Origin of the sequence: Cellulosimicrobium sp. Marseille-Q4280 (genome assembly GCF_943181405.1) — a bacterium.
GTDB lineage: Bacteria > Actinomycetota > Actinomycetes > Actinomycetales > Cellulomonadaceae > Cellulosimicrobium.
Genome location: NZ_CALPBY010000003.1, coordinates 518,021 through 540,647 on the forward strand (window position 1 = coordinate 518,021; position 22,627 = coordinate 540,647).

The window sequence follows — 22,627 nt, forward strand, 5'->3', positions numbered from 1 at the left end:
CAGGATCGTCCCAGTGTCCGACATCCGTGAGCGAAGGAGCTTGAGATGCGACGCATAGCAGCGTGGGCCGCCGCGGCGGTCCTCGGAGCGGCCGGCCTCGTGGCGGTCGCTCCACCCGCGCCCGCCGAGGCGCACGGCGCCGAGGTGTTCCCCGGCAGCCGCCAGTACCTGTGCTGGGTCGACGGCCAGACGCAGAACGGCCAGGTCGACCCGTCGAACCCGGCGTGCGCGAACGCGTACGCCGTCAGCGGGAGCTCGGCGTTCTACAACTGGTTCGGCAACCTCGACTCGAACGGCGCGGGCCGGACGTCGGGCTACATCCCCGACGGCCAGATCTGCGACGGCGGAGGCCGCGGCCCGTACGACTTCTCCGGGTTCAACGCCGTGCGCGACGACTGGCCGACGACGCACCTGACCGCCGGCGAGACGTACCAGTTCCAGCACAACAACTGGGCCGAGCACCCCGGGCGCTTCGACGTGTACGTCACCGAGGAGGGCTGGGACGCGTCGGGCCCGCTCGCGTGGAGCGACCTCGAGCTCATCGACTCGGTGACCAACCCGCCCGACACCGGCGGGCCCGGCGCCCTGAACTACTACTACTGGGACGTCACCCTCCCTGCGGACCGCAGCGGCGACCACATGATCTTCACCCACTGGGTTCGGTCGGACAGCAACGAGAACTTCTACAGCTGTTCGGACGTCGCGTTCGACGGCGGCGACGGCGAGGTCACGGGCATCGGGGACGACGGCGGCGAGCCGACGGACCCCGTCTGCCCGGACGAGGCACCCGGTTCCCCGGGCGCGCCGATGGCCATGAGCATCACGACGAACAGCGCGCACGTGATGTGGGGTGCCGCGCAGACCGGGTGCGTCACCGGGTACGACGTGCTCGACCCCGGGACCGGCGCGGTGCTCGCCAGCACCGACGGCTCACCGATGGTCGACCTGACCGGGCTGGAACCCGGCACCGAGCACACGGTGGCGGTCCGGTCGCGGAACGACCACACGGGCGCGGTCTCGAGCACCCGGACCGTCACGTTCACCACGCTGGACGACGACGAGACGCCGACACCCACCGGTGCCTGCGAGGTCGACTACACCGCGTCCTCCTGGGGCGGCAGCAGCACCGGGTTCACGGCCTCGGTCACCGTGAAGAACACGTCCATCGTGGCCGTCTCCGACTGGGTGGTGTCGTTCACCTACCCGGGCGGGCAGAAGGTCGACGAGCCCGGGTGGAGCGCGACGCTCGACCAGATGGGGACGACGGTCACGGCGACACGCCCGGCGTGGAAGACCGGCATCGCTCCCGGTGAGTCCGTCACGTTCGGCTTCAACGGCGCGACCGCCGCAGCCGGGACGCACCCCGAACCGGCAGGGTTCGCGCTCAACGGGGCGGCCTGCGGCTGACGTGCTCCGGCACGACGGTGCGCCGACGGGACGTCTCCGCCGGCGCACCGTCGTGCCGAGCTCCGGGAACGGGGTGGTCCGCGTGCCGTGAGGGCGTCGGGCCGCGCAGCGGCGGGCGGTCAGGCGTGGGCCTCGACGATGCGGACCTGCTCACCGAGCCGGCGCACGACGTCGGAGCCCGGGTCCGCGTCCGTGACGATGCCGGCGACGTCCCCGAACCCGATCACGCGGTACGGGGACGCGGCGCCGATCTTCTCCGACGAACCCAGGACGTAGGTCTCGGCGGCGCGCCCGGCCAGGACCCGCTTCATGGCCGCCTCGTCACCGTCCCCCGTGGTCAGGCCGGTCTCCGGATGGATGCCGGTGACGCCCAGGAGGAACACGTCCGCCGAGATCCTCTGTGCCGCCTCGACCGTCGCAGCCCCGCTCGCCACGGCGGAGTGCTTGAAGAGCCTGCCGCCGAGGATGAACACCTCGACGCCAGGGTGCTCGACGAGCGCCGCCGCGACGGTCGGGCTGTGCGTGATCACGGTGCACCGCAGGGTCGGCGGCAACGCGGACGCGACAGCGAGCGCGGTGGTCCCGCCGTCCAGGATGACGGTGGCGCCCGGGCTGATCAGCTGCACCGCGGCCGCAGCGACGAGCCGCTTGCCGACCGTCCCGACCTGGTGGCGGCTTGCGTAGTCGACCACCGCCGGCGAGACCGGCAACGCCCCTCCGTAGACCCGCTGGCACAGTCCCTCCGCGGCCAGGTCGCGCAGGTCGCGCCGGATGCTGTCCTCGGAGAGCCCGAGCTCGGCGGCGGCGGCCTTCGCCACGATCTTGCCGTCGCGCCGAAGGGTCTCGAGGAGGTGTTCGCGTCGCTCCGAAGCAAGCATCACGTTTCTCGTTTCTTCGTAGTTCTGCACGTTTATGCGTACTCTACCTCCATGACTCGACCTCTGCTCATCCTCATCGCCGGCCCGTACCGTTCCGGCACCGGCGGCGACCCGGCCGCGATGGAGGCCAACCTGCGCCGCCTGGAGGAGGCCGCGTGGCCCCTCTTCGCCGCGGGACACGTCCCCGTGATCGGCGAGTGGGTGGCGCTGCCGGTCCTGCGCTCCGCCGGCGCCACCGTGGACGACGACCTGGCGACCGACGTCCTCTACCCGACCGCGCGGCGGCTCCTGGAGCACTGCGACGCCGTGCTCCGGCTGCCCGGCGAGTCGACCGGTGCCGACCTGGACGTCGCGATCGCCACGGAACGCGGCCTTCCCGTCTACCACGACGTCGCCGACGTGCCACGACTCGCGGAGATCGCCCGATGACCGGGCAGCCCGGGGTGGACGTCCCCGACCACCGGGGTCGGACCGGCCTCGACCAGGCCGGGCGCACCTTGCGCCGCAACCCCGACGTCGTCGTCCGTGACGTCGAGCTCACCTCCGAGGGGTGGCACGTGCTGCGCCGCACGACGCTCGACCACCGGCGACGGGACGGGACCTGGCACACCGTGCAGCGCGAGACCTACGACCGCGGGGACGGCGCGACCATCCTGCTCCACGACGACGCGCGGTCCACCGTGCTGCTCACGCGCCAGTTCCGCTTCCCCGCCTACGTCAACGACCACCCGGACGGGATGCTCCTCGAGACGGCCGCGGGCCTGCTGGACGACGACGACCCGGAGACGGCGATCCGGCGAGAGGTCGCGGAGGAGCTGGGCGTCACGGTCGGGCCGGTCGCGCACGTCTTCACCGCGTACATGAGCCCCGGGTCCGTCACGGAGAAGGTGTACTTCTACGCGGCGCCGTACACACCGCTCGACCGCACCGGGCCGGGTGGCGGGGTGGCCGACGAGGGCGAGGACATCGAGGTCGTCGAGCTCCTCCTCGACGAGGCCCTGGCGATGGTCCAGGACGGTCGCATCGTCGACGGCAAGGCGATCATGCTGCTCCAGTGGTGGGCGCTCCACCGCTGACTCCCGCGGCATTCCCGGTGTGGGGTGCCCTGAGAGAGCCTCCCCGGCGCGCCCGGTGGCGCATACCGTGGAGGCCGCACCACCGACGAAGGAGAACTCTTTGCGCACCGTCAACGCCTACGCCGCCCCGTCCGCGACCGAGCCCCTGGTCCCCACGACCATCGAACGTCGCGACGTCGGCCCGAAGGACGTCCTCATCGCCATCCGCTACGCCGGCATCTGCCACAGCGACATCCACACCGTGCGGGGCGACTGGGGCCGGATCGCCTACCCGCAGGTCGTCGGCCACGAGATCGTCGGCGAGGTCGTCGAGGTCGGCCCCGACGTGACCCGGCACGCCGTGGGCGACCGGGTAGGCGTCGGCTGCATGGTCAACTCGTGCCGCGAGTGCGAGAACTGCCGCGCCGGCATGGAGAACTACTGCCTCGAGGGCAACATCCAGACCTACGCCGGCCGCGACGTCGACGGCACCATCACCCAGGGCGGCTACTCGACCCACGTCGTCGTCGACGAGGACTTCGTCCTCCGCGTCCCCGACGCCATCCCCTACGAGGCCGCCGCCCCGCTGCTGTGCGCGGGCATCACCACCTACTCGCCGCTCGCGCACTGGAACGCGGGCCCCGGCAAGCGGGTCGCCGTCGTCGGCATGGGCGGCCTCGGCCACGTGGCCGTGAAGATCGCCGCGGCGATGGGCGCCGAGGTCACCGTGCTCTCGCGCACGCTGGCGAAGAAGGACGACGGCCTGGCCTTCGGCGCGACCGACTACTTCGCGACCGAGGACGACGCCACGTTCGAGGCCCTCGCCAACCGGTTCGACCTCGTCCTCAACACCGTCAGCGCGCCTCTCGAGCTCGACCGCTACCTGCGGCTGCTCCGGCTCGACGGCACGATGGTCAACGTCGGCGCTCCCCCCGAGCCGCTGCCCGTCACCGTGTTCACGCTGTTCGGCAACCGCCGGTCGTTCGCCGGGTCCGGGATCGGCTCCATCGCCGAGACCCAGGAGATGCTCGACTTCTGCGCCGAGCACGGCATCGCCCCGGAGACCGAGCTCATCGCTGCCGAGCAGATCAACGACGCCTACGAGCGCGTGCTCTCCAGCGACGTGCGCTACCGGTTCGTCATCGACACCGCGACGCTGTAGCGGTCGATCCCGCCGTCCCCACCCCGCCGGTCGCGGCTGATCCCGCGGCGGGCAGGGCGGGAGGACACGGACGAGGCCCGGGGCGCGGCGTTCCGCGCTCCGGGCCTCCGCGGGCGATGTCGCCCGACCGACGTGTCCCCTCGGTCAGAAGTTGATCATGTGCCCCGCGAGGCCGTGGATCGACTCCTGGACGGCCTCGGACAGCGTCGGGTGCGTGTGCACGTTGCGCGACAGCTCGTTGACCGTGAGGTCCCACTTCTGCGCGAGCGTGAGCTCGGGCAGCATCTCGGAGACGTCCGGGCCGATGAGGTGCCCGCCGAGCAGCTCGCCGTAGGTCTCGTCGGAGATGAGCTTGACGAAGCCGACCGGGTCACCGAGGCCGTGGGCCTTGCCGTTCGCCATGAAGGGGAACGTCGCGACCTTGACCTTGTACCCCTCGTCGCGCGCCTGCTGCTCGGTGAGGCCGAAGCTCGCGACCTGCGGCTGGCAGAACGTCGCGCGCGGCATCATGCGGTAGTCGCCGAGCGTGAGGGTCTCCGCGCCGGCGATGGTCTCAGACGCGACGACGCCCTGCGCCTCCGCGACGTGCGCGAGCATGAGCTTCGCGGTGACGTCGCCGATCGCGTAGATGTTCTCGACGTTCGTGCGCATGACGTCGTCGATCGCGATGGCGCCGCGCTCGGTGAGCTGCACGCCGGTGTTCTCGAGGCCGAAGCCCTCGACGTTCGGGGCGAACCCGACGGCCATGAGCACCTTGTCGACGACGAGCTCGCCCGGCTTGTCGTCCTTGACGCCCTTGAACGTGACCTTGACGCCGTCGGTCCCGTTGTCGGTGACCGTCTGGACCGCCGTCGACGTCAGCAGCTTCACGCCGAGCTTCTTGTACTGCTTGGCGATCTCCTTGGAGACGTCCGCGTCCTCGTTCGGCAGCGCGCGGTCGAGGAACTCGATGATCGTGACGTCCACGCCGTAGTTCTTGAGGACGTAGCCGAACTCCATGCCGATGGCGCCGGCGCCGACGATGGCGATCGACTTCGGCAGGTCGCGCGTGAGGATCTGCTTCTCGTACGTGACGACGTTCTCGGACAGCTCGACGCCCGGCAGCAGGCGGACCTTCGAGCCCGTCGCGATGATCACGTTGTCGAACGTCACCTGGTCGGTCGAGCCGTCGGCGAGCTTCACGTCGAGCGTGTGCGCGTCGCGGAACGTGCCGCGGCCGTCGTACTCGGTGATCTTGTTCTTCTTCATGAGGAAGTGCACGCCCTTGACGCGTCCCTCGGCCACCTGGCGCGAGCGGTCGAACGCCGCGCCGAAGTCGAAGGTCACGTCACCGGACATGCCGAAGGTCTTCGCGTCGTGCGTGAAGAGGTGCGCGAGCTCGGCGTTGCGCAGGAGCGCCTTGGAGGGGATGCAGCCCACGTTGAGGCACACCCCTCCCCAGTACTTCTCCTCCACGACCGCGACCTGCAGACCCAGCTGGGCTGCACGGATCGCGGCCACGTAACCACCGGGACCTGCACCGAGGACGACGACGTCGTAGTGGGATGCCATGGCGCCAAGCCTACTGGCGCTCGGCGGGCCGCGGACCGCCGTCGCGGGCGACGTCCGCCACACCTCGCGGCCCTGCACGGCGCGTCACAGGGTTGACCCCGCCGTTCCGTCGGGGCGACGATGTCCGGGATGCGACACCTGCGGCTCCTCCTTCCCGGGCCGCGCTGAGCCCGCCGGGCGGGCACGCTCAGCGCGGCGGTGCCTGCGCGTCCCGGTGACGGTCCCCGGGTGAGCACGGCGAGTGCCCGACGACGAAGCCCACCTTCTCGAGGAGCCTCACCGTGGACGCCGCACACCCTTCACCCCCTGACTCGCCTCCCACCACGCGCTCGTCGACCGCCGCGACCGAGGACCGCTGGCAGCGGTTCTGGGACGAGCACGGCACGTTCCGTGCCCGCGACGACGGCAGCCGACCCCGCCGCTACCTGCTGACGATGTTCCCCTACCCCTCCGGCGACCTGCACATGGGTCACGCGGAGGTGTTCGCGCTGGAGGACGTCGTCGCGCGGTACTGGCGCCTGCGCGGGTTCGATGTGCTCAACCCCATCGGCTGGGACTCCTTCGGCCTTCCCGCAGAGAACGCGGCGATCCGCCGCGGCGAGAACCCTGCCGTGTTCACCGAGGCCAACATCGCGACGCAGGCCGCGACCGCGCGCCGGTACGGCGTCTCGTTCGACTGGTCGCGACGCCTCGAGACGCACCGGCCGGAGTACTCCCGCTGGACGCAGTGGCTGTTCCTGCGCCTGCTGGAGAACGACCTCGCGTACCGCGCGACGGCGCCCGTCAACTGGTGCCCGACGGACCGGACCGTGCTCGCCAACGAGCAGGTCGTCGGCGGCCGGTGCGAGCGGTGCGGCGCGGACGTCGTGCAGCGCGAGCTCACGCAGTGGTTCGTCCGCGTCACGGCCCACGCGGACCGGCTGCTCGACGACATGTCGGCGCTCGAGGGCGCCTGGCCCGAGCGTGTGCTGGCGATGCAGCGCCACTGGATCGGGCGCAGCGAGGGCGCGCGCATCCGGTTCGCCGTCGTGCCCGACGGCGGCGCTCGCCCCACCCGGACCCGGCCGCCATCCGACCGAGCGGGCGAGGCAGCGACCGAGTCGGGCGCGGCCGCGCGGGACGCGACGGGTGAGCGCCCTGCCGTGGTCGAGGCGTTCACGACGCGGCCCGACACGCTGCCTGGCGTCACGTTCCTCGCGGTGGCGCCCGAGAGCCCGCTCGCGACCGCGCTGTGCAGCCCGGACCGCGCCGACGAGCTGGCGTCGTACCGCGCCGCCGCGCTCGCCGCGGGCGAGATCGCCCGGACTCGCGCCGACCGCGCCGCCTCCGGCGTGTTCCTCGGCGCGCACGTCCGCCACCCCGTCACGGGCGCCGACCTGCCGGTCTGGGCGGCCGACCACGTCCTCCCCGGCTATGGCACGGGCGCCGTCATGGGCGTGCCCGCGCACGACGAGCGCGACGCGCGGTTCGCGGCCGCCCACGGCCTGCCGACGGGCTCGGGCGAGACGTGGCCGACGGTCGACGACGCCGTCTCCCGACTGGAGGCGGTCGGCGCGGGCGAGCGCGCGACGTCGTACCGGCTGCGCGACTGGCTGGTGTCCCGGCAGCGCTACTGGGGTGCGCCGGTGCCCGTCGTGCACTGCGGGGCGTGCGGAGTCGTCCCTGTGCCCGACGACGAACTGCCCGTGCGCCTGCCCGACCTCGCCGGCGACGACCTGCTCCCCCGCGGCCGCTCGCCGCTCGCCTCCCCCGCCGCCGACGCGTGGCGCCGCGTCCCGTGCCCGCGCTGCGGGGCGGACGCCGAGCGCGACCCCGACACGCTCGACACGTTCGTCGACTCGTCCTGGTACTTCCTGCGGTACTGCTCGCTCGGCACGGCGGCCGACGGCTCGGGCGCTCCCGACGACCTGCCGTTCCGACCCGAGGACGCCCGCCGGTGGATGCCCGCCGCGCGGTACGTGGGCGGCGTCGAGCACGCGATCCTGCACCTGCTGTACAGCCGGTTCGTCACGAAGGTGCTGCACGACCTGGGCTGGGTCGACGTCGTCGAGCCGTTCGCGACGCTGCTCAACCAGGGGCAGGTGCTCAACGGCGGCCGCGCGATGAGCAAGTCGTTGGGCAACGGCGTCGAGCTCGGCGCACAGGTCGACCGGTGGGGCGTCGACGCGGTGCGGCTCGCGATGGTCTTCGCGGGTCCGCCCGAGGACGACGTGGACTGGGCGGACGTCGACCCGGCCGCGATGCGCCGGTTCTGCGAGCGGGTGCTGCGGCTCGTCGACGCGGTCGCCTCCGGGAACGCGACGGGGACGGTCGCGGGCGGGGCGGTCACGGACGCGCCGGGCGGCACGGGCCGCGCCGACCCGCCCGTGGCGCTGCGCGGTACGCGTGCGCACGCCCTGCGGCGCGTCACGCACCGGACGGTGCACGACGCCGAGGACCTCCTCGAGCGGTCGCGGTTCAACGTGGTCGTGGCCCGGGTCATGGAGCTCGTCTCGGCGGCGCGCCGGGCGGTGACGGACGGCCCGGCGTCGGACGAGGACGCCGGTGCGCACCACGCCGCCGTCCGCGAGGGCGCCGAGGTCGTCGCCGTGCTGCTCGGCCTGTTCGCCCCGTACACCGCCGAGGAGGCGTGGGAACGGCTCGGGCACGCGCCGTCGGTCGCGGAGGCCGCGTGGCCGGACGTCGACCCCGCCCTGCTCGTCGACGACACCGTGGAGGCCGTCGTGCAGGTCGACGGGAAGGTGCGCGGACGGCTGACGGTAGCGGCCGACGTCGACGAGGCGACGCTGCGCGACCGCGCGCTCGCGACGCCGGGCGTCTCCCGGGCGACCGACGGTCGCGAGGTGGTGCGCGTCGTCGTGCGCCCGCCGCACCTCGTCAACGTCGTGACCCGCCCCGCGCGCGGGTGACCGCCGACGCGCGAGGTCGTGTGCGACGGATACGATGCTGCGGCCGCGTCCCGACACGACTCAGCGGACCCGCCCGCGGCACCTCGGGCCCGCGTACGGAGACCTCATGGCTGTCGGACTCGCTGCCCTCCTCGACGACATCGCGGCGTTCGCCAAGCTCGCCGCGGCGTCGGTGGACGACGTCGCCGCGGCCGCGGGACGCGCGAGCGCGAAGGCGACGGGCGTCGTCATCGACGACACCGCCGTGACACCGCGCTATGTCGAGGGACTCGCCGCGAAGCGCGAGCTGCCGGTCATCAAGCGCATCGCCACCGGCTCGCTGCGCAACAAGCTGTTGTTCATCCTCCCGGCGATCCTTCTGCTGAGCGAGTTCCTCGAGTTCCTGCTCACCCCCCTGCTCATGGTCGGTGGCCTGTACCTCGCGTTCGAGGGCGCCGAGAAGGTGTGGGAGCTGGTCTCCGGGAAGCACCACGCGGAGGTCGAGAGCGCGGCGGAGAAGAAGGCCGTCGACGAGGACACCGTCGTGTCCAGCGCCGTCCGCACGGACTTCATCCTCAGCGCCGAGATCATGGTGATCGCGCTCAACGAGATCGCGTCCGAGGGCTTCTGGTCGCGCCTGATCATCCTCGTCATCGTGGCGCTCCTCATCACCGCCGTGGTGTACGGCATCGTCGCGCTCATCGTGAAGATGGACGACATCGGGCTCCACCTCGTGGGCCGCAGGACGGGCTGGGTGCAGTCGTTCGGCCGTGGCCTCGTGGGGGCGATGCCCAAGGTCATGGCCGTCATCTCGTTCGTCGGGATCATCGCGATGCTCTGGGTCGGCGGGCACATCCTCCTCCAGGGCACGTACGACCTCGGCTGGCACGGCCCCTACGACGTGGTGCACCACCTCGAGCACGCCGTCGAGGACGTGGCAGGCATCGGTGGCTTCCTCGCCTGGCTCGTCAACACGGCGTGCTCCGCCGTGGTGGGCGTTCTCGTCGGGGGGCTCGTCGTCCTGGTCGTGCACCTGATCCCCCGCCGCAAGCACGGCGAGCCGGCGGACCACGGGCAGACGCCCTCCTCCCCTGCGCCCACCGAGCCGTCGGACGCCTGACCCGGCGTCGACGCCGCCCCTCCTGATTGGATGGGGCGATGGACTCCGGCACCTGGACCAACATCGCTCTCGTGCTGCTCTTCGTCCTCGTCGGCGGCGTGTTCGCCGGCACCGAGATCGCGCTCGTGTCGCTGCGCGAGAGCCAGGTCGCGCAGCTCGAGAAGCAGTCGGCCCGCGGGGCACGCGTCGCGGAGGTCGCGCGCGACCCCAACCGCTTCCTCGCCGCCGTCCAGATCGGCGTGACCGTCGCGGGGTTCTTCTCGGCCGCCTACGGCGCGTCGACGCTCGCCCCGGACCTCGCGCCGGTCCTCGAAGGGCTCGGGCTGCCCGAGTCGCTCGCGTCGACCCTCTCGCTCGTCCTGCTCACGCTGCTCGTCGCCTACCTCTCGCTCGTGCTCGGCGAGCTCGTGCCCAAGCGCATCGCGCTGCAGCGCTCGGCATCGGTCGCGCTCGCCGTCGCGCCCCCGCTCGACCGGTTCGCGACGCTCATGCGTCCCGTGATCTGGCTCCTGTCGCGGTCGACGGACGCCGTCGTGCGGCTCCTCGGTGGCAACCCGTCGGCGCGCGGCGAGGAGATGAGCGAGGAGGAGCTCCGCGAGCTCGTCCTCGCGCACGAGGCGCTGCCGGAGGACGAGCGCCGCATCCTCGACGACGTGTTCGCCGCCGGGGACCGGTCGCTCGCCGAGGCGATGACGCCCCGCGGCGACGTCGCGTTCCTGTCCGGCGACGAGACGCTCGCCGACGCCGCCCGCACCGTCGCGGCCGGGCCGTTCTCGCGGTACCCCGTGACGGGCGAGGACTTCGACGACGTCGTCGGGTTCCTCCACGTGCGCGACCTGCTCGGGCGCGACTGCCCCGACCACCCGGAGACGGACCCGGCGACCGGTCGCCCCGTGCTCGTGCGCGACGTCGTGCGGCCGATCCTCGAGCTGCCCGCGACGAACACCGTGCTGCCTGCGATGTCGCGCATGCGGAGCGAGGGCGTGCACATCGCCGTCGTCGTGGACGAGTACGGCGGCACCGACGGCATCGTCACCCTCGAGGACCTCGTCGAGGAGCTCGTCGGCGACATCCGCGACGAGTACGACCCGGATGACACCCCGCCGGCGCGCGAGGACGGCGCAGCGACGAGCGTCGACGGCGGCCAGACCATCGAGGAGCTCGCGCGTCGCACCGGTATCGCGCTGCCCGACGGGCCGTACGAGACCGTCGCCGGGTTCGTGGTGGCCGAGCTCGGCCGCCTGGCGGTGGTGGGCGACCACGTCGACGTCGCGGGGCACCGGCTCACCGTGACGGACGTGTCGCGCCGGCGGATCGTCCGCCTCGACGTCTCCGACCTCACGTGAGTGCTGGGTGTCGGTGGTGGGTCGTAGCGTCCAGCCCATGGGCGCATCGACGGAGATCAAGGTCGGGATCGTCGGGAGCTTCGGCTCCGTGACCGAGGTGGTCGACATGGCGGTCGCGGCCGAGGAGCACGGCTGGGACGGCTTCTTCTCGTGGGACGGCATGAGCATCATGGAGGTCGACACCTACGACCCGTGGGCCGTGCTCGCCGCGGCCGCCGTCCGGACGGACCGGATCACGCTGGGCGCGATGGTCTTCGCGCTCCCCCGCCGCAAGCCGTGGGAGGTCGTGCGGCAGTCCGTCACCGTCGACCACCTGTCGGGCGGGCGCCTCGTCCTGCCCGTGGGCGTAGGAGTGCTCGACGACGGCGGCTTCTCGGCCGTCCCCGGCGAGCCGCGAGCGCTGCGCGACCGGGCCGCACAGCTCGACGACGCCCTCGCCTTCCTCGACCGCGCCTGGACCGGCGAGCCGTTCGCGTTCTCCGGCACGCGACTCGAGACGAGCGAGATGCACTTCCTCCCGCGCCCGGTCGAGCGTCCGGTCGTCGGGCATCACGTCCCCGTCTGGCCCGTCGGAGTGTGGGACGCCGAGCGCCCGCCGCTACGCTCGCTCGACCGCACCCTGCGCCACGACGGCATCGTCGTCCAGCTCAGCGGCGATCGCGGCTTCGACGTCCCGACGCCCGACGACGTCGCCGCCCTCGTCACGTGGCTCACCGCGCGCCGGACCGAGCTGGGCCTCGCCGATCGCCCGTTCGACGTCGTCCTCCAGGGCGAGCTCCCCGCAGACCGCTCCGCGGCGCAGGACCAGCTCGCCGGCCTCGCCGACGCCGGCGCGACCTGGTGGGTCGAGTCGCGCTGGAACCCGGAGACCGCGACCCCGCGGTCCCTCCTCGACGCGATCGACCAGGGCCCGCCGCGACCCTGACCCGGTCATCCTGCGGAACGCCGCCGTTGTGCACGAGCGGCGACCTCCGAGTCCGGGCCTTCGCGGTCGACCGGGCTGCGGCCCGTGCTGTCCCCCTCAGCACGGTGCTTGACGACGCATCGGCGACCACGAGATCGTGCAGGGCGAGGCCGACGGCCTGGCCCTCAGTCTCCAGCGCCGAGCAGTGGATCTGCGCGGAGAGCCTGCGCGGATCCACTCGTCGCGCCGGGCGCGCATCGGGGGGCCGACCTGGACTCGCGGTCGTGCCGCTGAGAGGTGCCTCCCAGGACGAGGCGGCCCGTGGACCCGATCAGGAGTGCGACCGGGCAGCGGGGCCGCCACGCCGCCGTCGAACACCCAGCGGCGTGGCGGCGCGGACTGTCATGCGGCCTGGTGCTGCGCCACCGTGGTGGCCGGAGATCGACTGATGACTACGGCACCGACGACCAGGCCAGCGACGGCAAGGGCCGCGGCGACTAGGAACGGGTCGCCGGAGTGCAGGGCCGAGGCGAACCCGAGGCCGACGTAGACCGCCACGCCGGCCGCTCCTCCGAGCTGGTCGGCTGCTCGCTGGACGCCGGAGGCGATCCCGGCGTCCTCGTCGGTGGTCCCGCTGACCGCGATGTACTGCAGACCCACGAGTCCGAAGCCCATGCCTGCTGCGATCAGCAGCATCGCCGGGAGCAGCCACGCTGCTCCGCCACCCACGACGGCCACGAGCGCGACCACCGCCGTCGCGCCTGCAGCAGCCGCGAGGCCTACCAGCACGCATGCGCGTGCGCCCCAGCGTCCCAGCAGCCGGGGCACGAGCACCGAGGCGGCGATCAGCGCCGCGGCCAGGGGCAGCATCGTGAGACCGGCTCCCAGCGGACCCATCTCGAGCCTGTCCTGCAGGTAGAAGGTGAACAGCAGGAACGAGGTCGACAGCGCGCCGCTGAGCAGCATCGTGGTCAGGTTCGCCCGTATCCGGGTCCGGTCTGCGAAGAAGGTCAGCGGGACCAGCGGGTTCGGCGACCTCGCCTCGACACGCACGAACCCGACCGCGGTCACCGCTGCCCCGACCAGTGCCACCAGACTCACCCACGGGCTCGTCCCTGGCTCGCCCGCCTCGACGACGCCGTAGACGAGCAGCAGCGGGCACATGGTCAGCAGGAGCGCGCCCGGCAGGTCCAGGCGGACCGGCTCACGGGGAGCCGACCGGTCGTTCGGGACCAGGAGGAGCACGGCCACGATCACGACCAGGATGAACGGCACGGAGATCAGGAAGATCCATCGCCAGCCCAGGTGAGCAGTGATGATCCCCGAGAGGGCGAACCCGAGCACCAGACCGCAGCTGGCTACCGCGGCCCACACGCTCAGGGCTTGCGATCGGCGAGGACCTTCGGGGAAGAGCAGCACGATGGTGGCCATCGCCGCGGGCAGCGCGACAGCCTCGCCCGCACCCTGGAGCAGACGCGCGGCGACCAGGACCGGGAACGAGGGAGCCAGGCCCGCCAGCAGGGACGCTGTGCCGAACAGGGCCGTGCCAGCCAGCAGCGTGCGGCGGCGACCGAACAGGTCACCGAGCCGGCCGCCGAGCATCAGCAGTCCGCCGCCCGTGACGGTGTAGCCGACCACGACCCACGTCAGCGAGTGGCCGTCGACGCCGAACTCTGCGCCGATCGAGGGAAGGGCGATGTTGACCACGGTCACGTCGACCGCGATGAAGAACTGCAGCATGGACATCGCGCACAGCACCAGCCGTGCGCGCACGGGGCGGGACTGTTGCCGCCGGTAAGGAGAAGTGCCTGGAAACATCGATTGCTCCGTCGCTCAGAGTTTCCGAGCAGCACGAGAAGAGCCGCTTCGGATGGACCACGAAGCGGCCGGACGTTCCAGGTGGATGGTGCTGTCGAGCTGGACGTCCCGCCGCTAGCGGGACGTCCTGGTCACTGCCGCGCAAGCGGCCGAGCACGAAGCGGCTGACATGCAGCGAACACTAGCATCGGGCACGGGTGCCTCCGGGGGGCGGGTCCCCTGTCCGCGCAACCTCCGAGCCACGGAACGCGGTCGTCGTCCCCTGCCGCACCGGGCAGAGCCCTCGGCCAGACGGACGACCGCCCTCCGGAACGCCGTCGGACCCGACGCCGCGGCGAGCACGGTGTCGGCGACGCCCGACGCGCGGGTCCTGCGGAGGTGAGGACGGGTCGTGGTGGGCCTAGCGGGAGCGGGGCGAGGGACGAGCCCCGCGGATGGTCGACCCCGTCGTCACCTCCGCAGGACCCGCCCCCAGTGCGTGAGAACCTCAGCCGACGGGCCGAGCCGCCTCGATCTCGACCTTCGGCAGCGTCTTCGCCGGCAGCGTCTTCGGCCGCCACGACGCACGCGTCGCCTCGAACGCGGAGATCTCCCCCTCGTGCTGGAGCGTCAGACCGATGTCGTCGAGACCCTCCATGAGGCGCCAGCGCGTGTAGTCGTCGATCTGGAACCGCACGGTGACGTCCTGCGCGGACGCGGTGCGTGCGACGAGGTCGACGGTCACCTCGGTGCCGGGGTTGGTCTCGAGGATCTTCCAGAGGAGCTCGATGTCCTCCTGCGCGACGATCCCGGCGACGAGGCCCTGCTTGCCGGAGTTGCCGCGGAAGATGTCGGCGAAGCGGGACGCGAGGACGACGCGGAAGCCGTAGTCCTTGAGCGCCCACACGGCGTGCTCACGGGACGAGCCGGTGCCGAAGTCGGGGCCGGCGACGAGCACCGAGCCGGTCCTGTAGGCGTCCTGGTTGAGGATGAACGCGGGGTCGCCGCGCCACGCCGCGAACAGCGCGTCCTCGAAGCCCGTGCGGGTGACGCGCTTGAGGTAGACGGCGGGGATGATCTGGTCGGTGTCGACGTTGCTGCGGCGCAGCGGGACGCCGACGCCGGTGTGGGTCGTGAACTTCTCCATGACGGGACCTTCTTCGGGGCTTCGGGGGAACGGCGAGCGGCGGAGGCCGACGGGGTCGGCGACTCGGACCTGGCGTCAGACCTGCACGAGGACGCGCGGGTCGAGCGGCGCGAGCGGCGTGCCGTCGAAGGACGTGATGTCGACGTCGGCCGGGAGGTCGAGGTCGGACAGCGACGACAGCGTGCCGCGCAGCGCGGTCGCGGCGGCGACGAGCGGCGAGACGAGGTGCGTGCGCCCGCCCTTGCCCTGACGGCCCTCGAAGTTGCGGTTGGACGTGGACGCGGCGCGCTCCCCCGGCGTGAGCTGGTCGGGGTTCATGCCGAGGCACATCGAGCAGCCGGCGTTGCGCCACTCGGCGCCGAAGTCGAGGAAGATCTTGTCGAGCCCCTCGGCCTCCGCCTGGAGGCGCACCCGCGCAGACGCCGGGACGACGAGCACGCGCACGCTGTCGGCCTTCTGCTTGCCCTGCACGACCTTGGCGACGGAGCGCAGGTCCTCGATGCGGCCGTTGGTGCACGACCCGATGAAAACGGTGTCGACGGGGATCTCGCGCAGCGGCTGCCCGGGCGTCAGGCCCATGTACTCGATGGCGCGCTCGGCGGCGACGCGCTCGTTCTCGTCGGCGATCTGCTCGGGGACGGGCACCGTCGCGGAGATCGGCAGGCCCTGGCCGGGGTTAGTCCCCCACGTGACGAACGGCTCGAGGTCGGCGGCCTCGAGGTAGACCTCGGTGTCGAACTCGGCGTCGTCGTCGGAGCGCAGCGTGCGCCAGTACTCGACGGCCGCGTCCCAGTCGGCGCCCTCGGGCGCATGGGGACGGCCCTTGAGGTACTCGAACGTCGTGTCGTCGGGTGCGATCATGCCGGCGCGGGCGCCGGCTTCGATGGACATGTTGCAGATCGTCATCCGCGCCTCCATCGAGAGCGTGCGGATGGCCTCGCCGCGGTACTCGAGCACGTAGCCCTGCCCGCCGCCGGTCCCGATCTTCGCGATGATCGCGAGGATGATGTCCTTGCTCGTCGCGCCGGGCGGCAGCTCACCGTCGACGTTGATCGCCATCGTCTTGAACGGTGCGAGCGGCAGCGTCTGCGTCGCGAGCACGTGCTCGACCTCGGACGTGCCGATGCCGAACGCGAGCGCGCCGAACGCGCCGTGCGTGGACGTGTGGGAGTCGCCGCACACGACCGTCAGGCCCGGCATCGTCAGGCCGAGCTGCGGCCCGACCTGGTGGACGATGCCCTGGTCCGCGTCGCCGAGCGAGTGGATGCGGACGCCGAACTCGCGCGCGTTGTCGCGCAGGGTGTCGATCTGCGTGCGGCTCGTGAGGTCGGCGATCGGCAGGTCGATGTCGAGCGTCGGGGTGTTGTGGTCCTCGGTCGCGATGGTGAGGTCCGGGCGCCGGACGGGGCGGCCGGCGAGACGGAGACCCTCGAACGCCTGCGGGCTCGTGACCTCGTGCACGAGGTGGAGGTCGATGTAGAGGAGGTCGGGCGACCCGTCGGTGCCGCGGCGCACCAGGTGCGCGTCCCAGACCTTCTCTGCCAGCGTGCCGGCCATGTTGCTCATCTCCTCGTCGTCTGTCACGGCGTCTCCGCGGGGGCACGGAGGACCGTCTGGGTCGATGGTCCGTCGTCCGGCGACAGGCCGGGGAGAACGTCCAGCGGCTGGAACATCCTCGGCGGACTTGCATCTCAGTCCATGAGACGTCAATATCGACCTATGGACAATACTAGCGGAGTCGGCGTGCTGGACAAGGCGGCCTCCGTCCTGGGCGCCCTGGAGTCCGGGCCGGCCACCCTCGCGCAGCTCGTCACGGCCACGGGCCTGGCCCGCCCAACGGCGCACCGCCTCGCCGTCGCGCTCGAGCACCACCGCATGGTCGCGCGCGACATGCAGGGGCGGTTCGTCCTCGGGCCGCGACTCAACGAGCTCGCGACGGCCGCCGGCGAGGACCGCCTCCTCGCCGCTGCGAACCCCGTGCTCACGGCCCTGCGCGACCACACCGGCGAGAGCGCGCAGCTCTACCGCCGCCAGGGCGACCACCGCATCTGCGTCGCCGCCGCGGAGCGGCCGGTCGGCCTGCGCGACTCGATCCCCGTGGGCGCGACGCTCACGATGAACGCCGGTTCCGCCGCCCAGATCCTCCTCGCGTGGGAGGAGCCCGACCGGCTCCACCGCGGTCTGCGCGAGGCCGTCTTCACCGCCACGATCCTCTCCGGTGTCCGACGCCGCGGCTGGGCCCAGTCCGTCTCCGAGCGCGAGCTCGGGGTCGCCTCGGTCTCGGCGCCCGTGCGCGGGCCGTCGGGCCGCGTCGTCGCGGCCGTGTCGATCTCCGGGCCGGTCGAGCGGCTCACCCGCCAGCCAGGCCGGCTCCACTCGGGCTCGGTCGCGGCGGCGGCCAACCGGCTCACCGAGGTGCTCCGCCGCGCGGGCGAATAGTCGCACACCGGAGGCCCGTGCACCCGGGATGCCGATCGCCCGACGGCCCGGGCGAGCCGCACCCGGAGTGCACGGGCCTCGGCGCGCCGCGGGACGCAAACGGGACGCCCCCTGTCAAAATGGCACCGTCTGCTGTCATGCTGTGCGGGCCGTCCGACGCGGCCCGACCAGGGGCGCACCGTCTGGCAGTCCGACCGACCTCGACACGGAGGAGCCCCGATGCATCCGAAGGTGAAGGCGATCCTGATCTGGGCGCTGGTGATCTTCGCGCTGTACGCGATCGTCACGAGCCCGGAACGAGCCGCCGACATCCTCGAGGGGATCTGGGACGTCATCGTCGGCGCGTTCCGCAGCATCGGCCAGTTCTTCAGCTCGCTCCTGGACTGAGCCGTGGCCGGGCGTGGCGGACCTCGCAACCGGATCCTCGACCGCTACGTCCTGACCGGCGAGCGGGTCGTGGTCGCGACACGTCACCACTGGGCCATGCTCCTCGAGCCCGTCGCCACGACGGCGGCGGGCCTGCTCGTGGTCGTCTGGCTCCTCGTCCAGGCGGGACCGTCCGCGGGCGACGGGCTGATGGTCCTCTGGCTGCTCTGGCTCGTGCTGGTGGCGCGGCTCGCGTGGAAGCTCCTCGAGTGGCGCAACGAGTGGTTCGTCGCCACCGACAAGCGCCTCCTGCTCCTCTACGGCCTGATCACGCACAAGGTCGCGATGATGCCCCTCACGAAGGTGACCGACCTCAACTACGGCCGCTCGCTCACCGGCCGGGTGCTCGGGTACGGGCAGTTCCTCCTGGAGTCCGCCGGTCAGGACCAGGCGTTGCGCCAGATCGACTGGGTCGCCCGGCCGGAGGCGACGTACCGCCGGATCTGCGACACCCTCTTCGGCCCGGGCGGCATGGCCGGACGGCCGGGTGGGGGCGCCCCCGCGCCGGTCACCGTGGCCCCCAGGTCCTCGGCGTCCCGCACCGTCGACGGCGGCGCCGTCCCCCCGGCCCATCCCTCGCGGACGGCACGTCCGGGCGGCGCCGAGCCGCCCCCGGTGCCCCCCGCACCGGCCTGGGACGGCCGGAGCCCTGTCCCACCGCCCCCGGCGCAGCCGACGCCCCCGGCGCCTCACGTCGGCGACGCCGTGGTCGTGCCGGGCCGCAGCGCCCGCCCTGTCACCGAGATCCACGGGAAGTCGAGCGGACCGACCCAGCCGCTGCCCGTCGTCGGGCCCCGTGACGACCACGAGGACGAGCCGGGCTGGGCCGTGTCGGGCGAGCACCGGGCGACGTACGTCCCGGTGATCCACCCGCGGCCGACGTCGCCCCCCGTGCCGAAGCCCTACGAGCCGGGCCCGGGCCGCGCCGAGGCGCCGTAACCACACCTGCGGTGCGCCACGGCCGCCTGCGGCGGGACGTCCTGCCGAGGGGTCGGGCGGCGCCGGTGGCGGTCAGCCGGTGACCGCGCGCGCTGCGGGGCCCGCGCCGTCGCCGCGGTCCTTGTCGCCGAGCTTCTCCTTGAGGAAGAACATCGGGAGGAGGAACGTGGCGAGCGCCGTGACGAGCCACACGACGAGGGTCGCCAGGATCCACGGGACCGCGCCTCCCTCGATGCGCAGCCCGTCACCGATGACCGAGGCGATGAGCAGCGCGACGAAGGTCGACACGAGGCCGATCCCCCCGAGGAAGGCCGGCGCGTACCGCGCGGTCATCTTGGCGATGAACGGGGAGAGGACGGCCTGGGCGATCGTGAACACGGCCACGGCCACGATGAACCCGGTCGCGGTGAGCACGACGCCGTCGATGACCCAGCTCGCCACGAGCAGACCGAGGGCGACGGAGGCCAGGAGGATCAGCACGCGGATGAGGAATCGGACCATGCGGCGAGCATAGCGACGCACGTCACACTCGGCGCGCCGGACAGCGCGACCGACGGCCTGCCGGACCGACGTTCCTGGAGACGCCGAAGGCCCGGTCACCGTGTGGTGACCGGGCCTTCGCGATGTACCCCCAACGGGATTTGAACCCGTGTTACCGCCGTGAGAGGGCGACGTCCTAGGCCGCTAGACGATGGGGGCCTGTGGTTCCCGATCCGTTGCCGGACCGTTTCACCGGAGAGAACTCTACCTCATGTCTCGGGCGGTTCTGACCGCCGATCCAGGAGCCGGAGCTCATCGCTGGGGTACCAGGACTCGAACCTAGACTAAGTGGACCAGAACCACTCGTGCTGCCAATTACACCATACCCCATGGTGGTATCCACCCCGCGTGATCAGCGGGCCGATCGGACGGGTTGACACCTGTCCCCTCGGCCCCTCACGTGGAGGTCTCACCGGCCGAGAACATTACCGGACTCGGGGACGGGGACCAAATGCGACACCCGCGGCGCGTTCCCGCGCCAGACCCGCGCACCTCCGGCGCCGCGCGGGCCCCCCGCAGGTCGCCCCGACGCCGCAGGTCTGGCACCGTCGGAGGATGACCGGACCACCGCACCGGACGAGCGCGCGGGACGTGCCACCGGACCCCGCCTCGCGCCACGACCGTGCCGCGTCGTTCGAGCAGGGCGCGGCGCAGTACGCGTCGACGCGACCGTCCTACCCCGACGCCGCCGTCGACTGGCTCCTGCCCGACGGCGCCCGCACGGTCCTCGATCTGGCCGCCGGGACCGGCAAGCTCACGCAGAGGCTCGTGGCGCGAGGACTGGACGTCGTCGCGGTCGAGCCGTCGGAGGCGATGCGGGCCGAGCTCGCCCGGACCACGCCGGGCGCCCGTGCTCTCGGCGGGACCGCCGAGTCGATCCCGCTCCCCGACGCGAGCGTCGACGCGGTGCTCGTGGCCCAGGCCTGGCACTGGTTCTCCCCCGCGGCCCCTCCCGAGATCGCCCGCGTGCTGCGACCCGGGGGCAGGCTGGGCATCGTGTGGAACGTGCGCGACAGCGGCACGGACTGGGTCGCGCGCTTCACCGAGATCATCCACCGCGGAGACGCGCTCGAGCCCAGCTACGCCGAGCCGGTCCCCGGTCCCCGGTTCACCCCTCCTGAGCACCGGACGTTCGCGTGGGCGGACCCGATCCGCCCGACGACGCTCCGCGCCCTCGCGGCGTCCCGCAGCTACCTGCTCACGCTGCCCACCGCGCGCCGTGAGGAGCTGCTCGCCGAGATCGACGACCTCGTGGCGACGCACCCCGACCTGGCCGGCCGACCCGAGGTCGACCTCCCGTACCGCGCGGAGTGCTGGCGCGCCGACGTGCTGCCGGGGTCGGCGTGACGCCGGCACCCTTCGGTTCGGGCGAGGCGGCGCCCCGACCGGCCGGCACCCGGGTCACGGGCGACGACGTCCGCACGGCGGCGACCTGGCTCACGGGACGACTCGAGCGCCACGAGGGCGCCGCGTTCGACGCGCAGGCCGGACCGGTGCGCTGGTCGTGCTGGACGACGGCGGAGCACGTGGTCGACGACCTGGTGGCGTACGCGCTGCAGCTCGCCGCGCTCCCCCGCCTGGCGTACGTGCCCCTCGTCGGGCCCCGCGGCGAGGACGAGATCGTGCACGTCGACCGGGAGACGGGCACCGCTGGCCTCGTCGAGGCGCTGCTCGGTGGCGCCGAGCTGCTCGCGACGCTCGTCGAGACCCGGCCCGGCGACGCGCGCGCCTACCACCCGTACGGCCTCTCGGACCCGGAGGGCTTCGCCGCGATGGGCGTCGTCGAGGTCCTCGTGCACGGGCACGACCTCCTCCTCGGCCTCACGGGCGAGGACGTCCCCTTTCCTGCGGGCGTGGCGCCCCGCGTCCTGGCGCGCCTCTTCCCGGACGTGACCGTGCAGGCCGGCGAGGACCCGGACCTGGTCCTGCTGTGGGCCACGGGTCGCGGCGAGCTGGCCGGGCGTGCGCGACGCACGCGGTGGCGCTGGGACTCGACGGTGCGGTGACGACCCCCGGGGAACGACGAGCGGTGGCGGGCCGTCGCGCTCAGGCGGTGCGCCGGACGCGACGCCGCACGGCACCGCGCGCCCGCTCCAGGGTCGACACCCGCCGGAACGTCGCGGACCGCTCGTCGAGTGCCGCGACCTCGTCGTCCGCGAGGTGGACCGACGCGGCCTCGACGTTCTTCTCGAGCTGCTCGACGCTCGACGCACCCGGGATCGCGAGCACGTTCGGCCGCGCCACGACCCAGGCCAGCGCGGCCTGCGAGGCGGACAGGTCGTGCGCCTCGCCGACCTGCCGCAGCGTGTCGAGCAAGGGCGCGAGGCGTTCGAGGTTCTCCGGCGCGAACACCGGGTTGGCACGACGCACGGCGTCCTGCGGACGGTGGCCGGAGGTGTACCGGCCCGAGAGCACGCCCTGGCCGAGCGGGCTGTAGGCCACGACGACACGACCCTCGGCCCGCGCCCACGGCAGGAGGTCCTCCTCGGGTGCCCGGTGGACGAGCGAGTACTCGACCTGGTTACTGACGACCGCGCCCCCGAGGGCGCGCTCCGCGGCCTGCCACCGGTCGAGGGAGTAGTTCGAGACACCCACCTGGTCGACGAGCCCCGTGCGCTGCAGCGCGCCCATCCCGCGCATCGTGGTCCCGTCGCGCACCACCGGGTTCGCCTGGTGCACCTGGTACAGGTCGATCCGGCGGACGCCCAACCGGTCCGCGGACGCGACGGCACGCTGCTCGACGACCGGCGCGAGCGGCAGCAGCGGGAAGATCTTGGTGGCCACGACGACCTCGTCCCGACGGTCGCCGAGCGCCTCGCCGAGTATCCGCTCGCTGCGCCCGAACCCGTAGAGCTCCGCACTGTCGAAGAACGTCACGCCGAGGTCGAGCGCACGCCGGACGATCTCCCCGGCCTGCCGGTCGGCGAAGTCGTCGCCGTAGCCCCACTCGCGCGAGCCGAACTGCCACGTGCCGAGGCCGATCACGGAGGCGGGGACGTGGGTACCGAGGTCCAGGGTGCGCATCGGG

20 protein-coding genes and 2 tRNA genes are annotated in these 22,627 nt (G+C 72.7%); 13 read left to right on the forward strand and 9 right to left on the reverse strand.

Going from position 1 to position 22,627, the window contains the following annotated elements; all coding sequences use genetic code 11:
* Positions 1–45 precede the first annotated feature (45 nt).
* On the forward strand, positions 46–1,407 hold the full coding sequence (locus NFS20_RS10575; protein WP_251151725.1) for a lytic polysaccharide monooxygenase: 1,362 nt from the start codon (positions 46–48) through the stop codon (positions 1,405–1,407).
* A 119-nt stretch (positions 1,408–1,526) separates the two neighbouring features.
* Here the strand turns inward: NFS20_RS10575 and NFS20_RS10580 are convergent, their stop codons facing one another.
* Entirely contained in the window at positions 1,527–2,285 is a 759-nt protein-coding gene (locus tag NFS20_RS10580) for a DeoR/GlpR family DNA-binding transcription regulator (RefSeq protein WP_251151726.1), read from the reverse strand.
* 51 nt (positions 2,286–2,336) lie between these two features.
* Here NFS20_RS10580 and NFS20_RS10585 point away from each other — a divergent pair, with 51 nt between their 5' ends.
* The 3 genes from NFS20_RS10585 (at position 2,337) to NFS20_RS10595 (ending at position 4,502) form a co-directional block, all read left to right on the forward strand.
* The gene (locus NFS20_RS10585; protein WP_251151727.1) at positions 2,337–2,714 is read left to right on the forward strand and encodes a DUF4406 domain-containing protein; all 378 of its coding nucleotides are present in this window, start codon (positions 2,337–2,339) and stop codon (positions 2,712–2,714) included.
* On the forward strand, positions 2,711–3,361 hold the full coding sequence (locus NFS20_RS10590; protein ID WP_251151728.1) for an NUDIX domain-containing protein: 651 nt from the start codon (positions 2,711–2,713) through the stop codon (positions 3,359–3,361). Before NFS20_RS10585 ends, NFS20_RS10590 begins: the two co-directional genes overlap by 4 nt.
* A gap of 100 nt (positions 3,362–3,461) precedes the next feature.
* A complete protein-coding gene (locus NFS20_RS10595; RefSeq protein ID WP_251151729.1) occupies positions 3,462–4,502 on the forward strand; it encodes an NAD(P)-dependent alcohol dehydrogenase in 1,041 nt (346 codons plus the stop codon).
* 144 nt (positions 4,503–4,646) lie between these two features.
* On the opposite strand, the gene lpdA is transcribed toward NFS20_RS10595, so the two are convergent.
* Positions 4,647–6,053 carry a dihydrolipoyl dehydrogenase gene (lpdA, locus tag NFS20_RS10600; RefSeq protein ID WP_251151730.1) on the reverse strand — a complete coding sequence of 469 codons (1,407 nt, stop codon included), beginning with the start codon at positions 6,051–6,053 and terminating at the stop codon, positions 4,647–4,649.
* 281 nt (positions 6,054–6,334) lie between these two features.
* Between lpdA and NFS20_RS10605 the strand changes: the two genes are divergently transcribed.
* The 4 genes from NFS20_RS10605 (at position 6,335) to NFS20_RS10620 (ending at position 12,332) form a co-directional block, all read left to right on the forward strand.
* Positions 6,335–8,962 (forward strand): leucine--tRNA ligase, encoded by a 2,628-nt coding sequence (locus tag NFS20_RS10605; RefSeq protein ID WP_251151731.1) that lies wholly within the window; start codon positions 6,335–6,337, stop codon positions 8,960–8,962.
* A gap of 106 nt (positions 8,963–9,068) precedes the next feature.
* Positions 9,069–10,061 (forward strand): DUF808 domain-containing protein, encoded by a 993-nt coding sequence (locus NFS20_RS10610; RefSeq protein WP_251151732.1) that lies wholly within the window; start codon positions 9,069–9,071, stop codon positions 10,059–10,061.
* 38 nt (positions 10,062–10,099) lie between these two features.
* Positions 10,100–11,407, forward strand: coding sequence for a hemolysin family protein (locus tag NFS20_RS10615; protein ID WP_251151733.1), 1,308 nt, complete (start codon positions 10,100–10,102; stop codon positions 11,405–11,407).
* A 37-nt stretch (positions 11,408–11,444) separates the two neighbouring features.
* A complete protein-coding gene (locus NFS20_RS10620; protein ID WP_251151734.1) occupies positions 11,445–12,332 on the forward strand; it encodes an LLM class flavin-dependent oxidoreductase in 888 nt (295 codons plus the stop codon).
* 381 nt (positions 12,333–12,713) lie between these two features.
* Here the strand turns inward: NFS20_RS10620 and NFS20_RS10625 are convergent, their stop codons facing one another.
* From NFS20_RS10625 to leuC, 3 genes are all read right to left on the reverse strand, one after another.
* The gene (locus tag NFS20_RS10625; RefSeq protein WP_251151735.1) at positions 12,714–14,084 is read right to left on the reverse strand and encodes an MFS transporter; all 1,371 of its coding nucleotides are present in this window, start codon (positions 14,082–14,084) and stop codon (positions 12,714–12,716) included.
* A 532-nt stretch (positions 14,085–14,616) separates the two neighbouring features.
* The gene (gene leuD / locus NFS20_RS10630; protein WP_251151736.1) at positions 14,617–15,255 is read right to left on the reverse strand and encodes a 3-isopropylmalate dehydratase small subunit; all 639 of its coding nucleotides are present in this window, start codon (positions 15,253–15,255) and stop codon (positions 14,617–14,619) included.
* A 75-nt stretch (positions 15,256–15,330) separates the two neighbouring features.
* Positions 15,331–16,812: a 3-isopropylmalate dehydratase large subunit gene (gene leuC, locus NFS20_RS10635; RefSeq protein ID WP_251151889.1), complete on the reverse strand. Its 1,482-nt coding sequence runs from the start codon at positions 16,810–16,812 to the stop codon at positions 15,331–15,333.
* Between the two features lie 162 nt (positions 16,813–16,974).
* Here leuC and NFS20_RS10640 point away from each other — a divergent pair, with 162 nt between their 5' ends.
* From NFS20_RS10640 to NFS20_RS10650, 3 genes are all read left to right on the forward strand, one after another.
* On the forward strand, positions 16,975–17,694 hold the full coding sequence (locus NFS20_RS10640; protein WP_251151737.1) for an IclR family transcriptional regulator: 720 nt from the start codon (positions 16,975–16,977) through the stop codon (positions 17,692–17,694).
* Positions 17,695–17,913: 219 nt separating this feature from the next.
* Positions 17,914–18,081 (forward strand): hypothetical protein, encoded by a 168-nt coding sequence (locus tag NFS20_RS10645; protein ID WP_251151738.1) that lies wholly within the window; start codon positions 17,914–17,916, stop codon positions 18,079–18,081.
* 3 nt (positions 18,082–18,084) lie between these two features.
* Positions 18,085–19,059, forward strand: coding sequence for a PH domain-containing protein (locus NFS20_RS10650; RefSeq protein ID WP_251151739.1), 975 nt, complete (start codon positions 18,085–18,087; stop codon positions 19,057–19,059).
* 72 nt (positions 19,060–19,131) lie between these two features.
* Here the strand turns inward: NFS20_RS10650 and NFS20_RS10655 are convergent, their stop codons facing one another.
* The 3 genes from NFS20_RS10655 to NFS20_RS10665 all read right to left on the reverse strand — a co-directional run bounded on the left by NFS20_RS10655 (position 19,132) and on the right by NFS20_RS10665 (position 19,929).
* Positions 19,132–19,560, reverse strand: a complete 429-nt coding sequence (locus tag NFS20_RS10655; RefSeq protein WP_251151740.1) for a phage holin family protein — start codon at positions 19,558–19,560, stop codon at positions 19,132–19,134.
* 125 nt (positions 19,561–19,685) lie between these two features.
* Positions 19,686–19,758 (reverse strand) — tRNA-Glu (locus NFS20_RS10660).
* Positions 19,759–19,857: 99 nt separating this feature from the next.
* A tRNA-Gln gene (locus NFS20_RS10665) sits at positions 19,858–19,929 on the reverse strand.
* A 225-nt stretch (positions 19,930–20,154) separates the two neighbouring features.
* Here NFS20_RS10665 and NFS20_RS10670 point away from each other — a divergent pair.
* Together NFS20_RS10670 and NFS20_RS10675 are read left to right on the forward strand one after the other, a co-directional pair.
* On the forward strand, positions 20,155–20,946 hold the full coding sequence (locus NFS20_RS10670) for a class I SAM-dependent methyltransferase (RefSeq protein WP_251151741.1): 792 nt from the start codon (positions 20,155–20,157) through the stop codon (positions 20,944–20,946).
* Positions 20,943–21,605 (forward strand): hypothetical protein, encoded by a 663-nt coding sequence (locus NFS20_RS10675; protein WP_251151742.1) that lies wholly within the window; start codon positions 20,943–20,945, stop codon positions 21,603–21,605. The genes NFS20_RS10670 and NFS20_RS10675 overlap by 4 nt, the downstream gene beginning before the upstream one ends.
* 40 nt (positions 21,606–21,645) lie before the next feature.
* On the opposite strand, the gene NFS20_RS10680 is transcribed toward NFS20_RS10675, so the two are convergent.
* Positions 21,646–22,623 carry an aldo/keto reductase gene (locus tag NFS20_RS10680; RefSeq protein ID WP_251151743.1) on the reverse strand — a complete coding sequence of 326 codons (978 nt, stop codon included), beginning with the start codon at positions 22,621–22,623 and terminating at the stop codon, positions 21,646–21,648.
* Positions 22,624–22,627 lie beyond the last annotated feature (4 nt).

Coding starts and splice junctions, on each gene's coding strand:
- NFS20_RS10575 (WP_251151725.1), top strand. CDS start 46: ATGCGACGCATAGCAGCGTGGGCCGCCGCGGCGGTCCTCGGAGCGGCC.
- NFS20_RS10580 (WP_251151726.1), bottom strand. CDS start 2,285: ATGCTTGCTTCGGAGCGACGCGAACACCTCCTCGAGACCCTTCGGCGC.
- NFS20_RS10585 (WP_251151727.1), top strand. CDS start 2,337: ATGACTCGACCTCTGCTCATCCTCATCGCCGGCCCGTACCGTTCCGGC.
- NFS20_RS10590 (WP_251151728.1), top strand. CDS start 2,711: ATGACCGGGCAGCCCGGGGTGGACGTCCCCGACCACCGGGGTCGGACC.
- lpdA (WP_251151730.1), bottom strand. CDS start 6,053: ATGGCATCCCACTACGACGTCGTCGTCCTCGGTGCAGGTCCCGGTGGT.
- NFS20_RS10610 (WP_251151732.1), top strand. CDS start 9,069: ATGGCTGTCGGACTCGCTGCCCTCCTCGACGACATCGCGGCGTTCGCC.
- NFS20_RS10615 (WP_251151733.1), top strand. CDS start 10,100: ATGGACTCCGGCACCTGGACCAACATCGCTCTCGTGCTGCTCTTCGTC.
- NFS20_RS10620 (WP_251151734.1), top strand. CDS start 11,445: ATGGGCGCATCGACGGAGATCAAGGTCGGGATCGTCGGGAGCTTCGGC.
- leuD (WP_251151736.1), bottom strand. CDS start 15,255: ATGGAGAAGTTCACGACCCACACCGGCGTCGGCGTCCCGCTGCGCCGC.
- leuC (WP_251151889.1), bottom strand. CDS start 16,812: ATGGCCGGCACGCTGGCAGAGAAGGTCTGGGACGCGCACCTGGTGCGC.
- NFS20_RS10640 (WP_251151737.1), top strand. CDS start 16,975: ATGGACAATACTAGCGGAGTCGGCGTGCTGGACAAGGCGGCCTCCGTC.
- NFS20_RS10645 (WP_251151738.1), top strand. CDS start 17,914: ATGCATCCGAAGGTGAAGGCGATCCTGATCTGGGCGCTGGTGATCTTC.
- NFS20_RS10655 (WP_251151740.1), bottom strand. CDS start 19,560: ATGGTCCGATTCCTCATCCGCGTGCTGATCCTCCTGGCCTCCGTCGCC.
- NFS20_RS10670 (WP_251151741.1), top strand. CDS start 20,155: ATGACCGGACCACCGCACCGGACGAGCGCGCGGGACGTGCCACCGGAC.
- NFS20_RS10680 (WP_251151743.1), bottom strand. CDS start 22,623: ATGCGCACCCTGGACCTCGGTACCCACGTCCCCGCCTCCGTGATCGGC.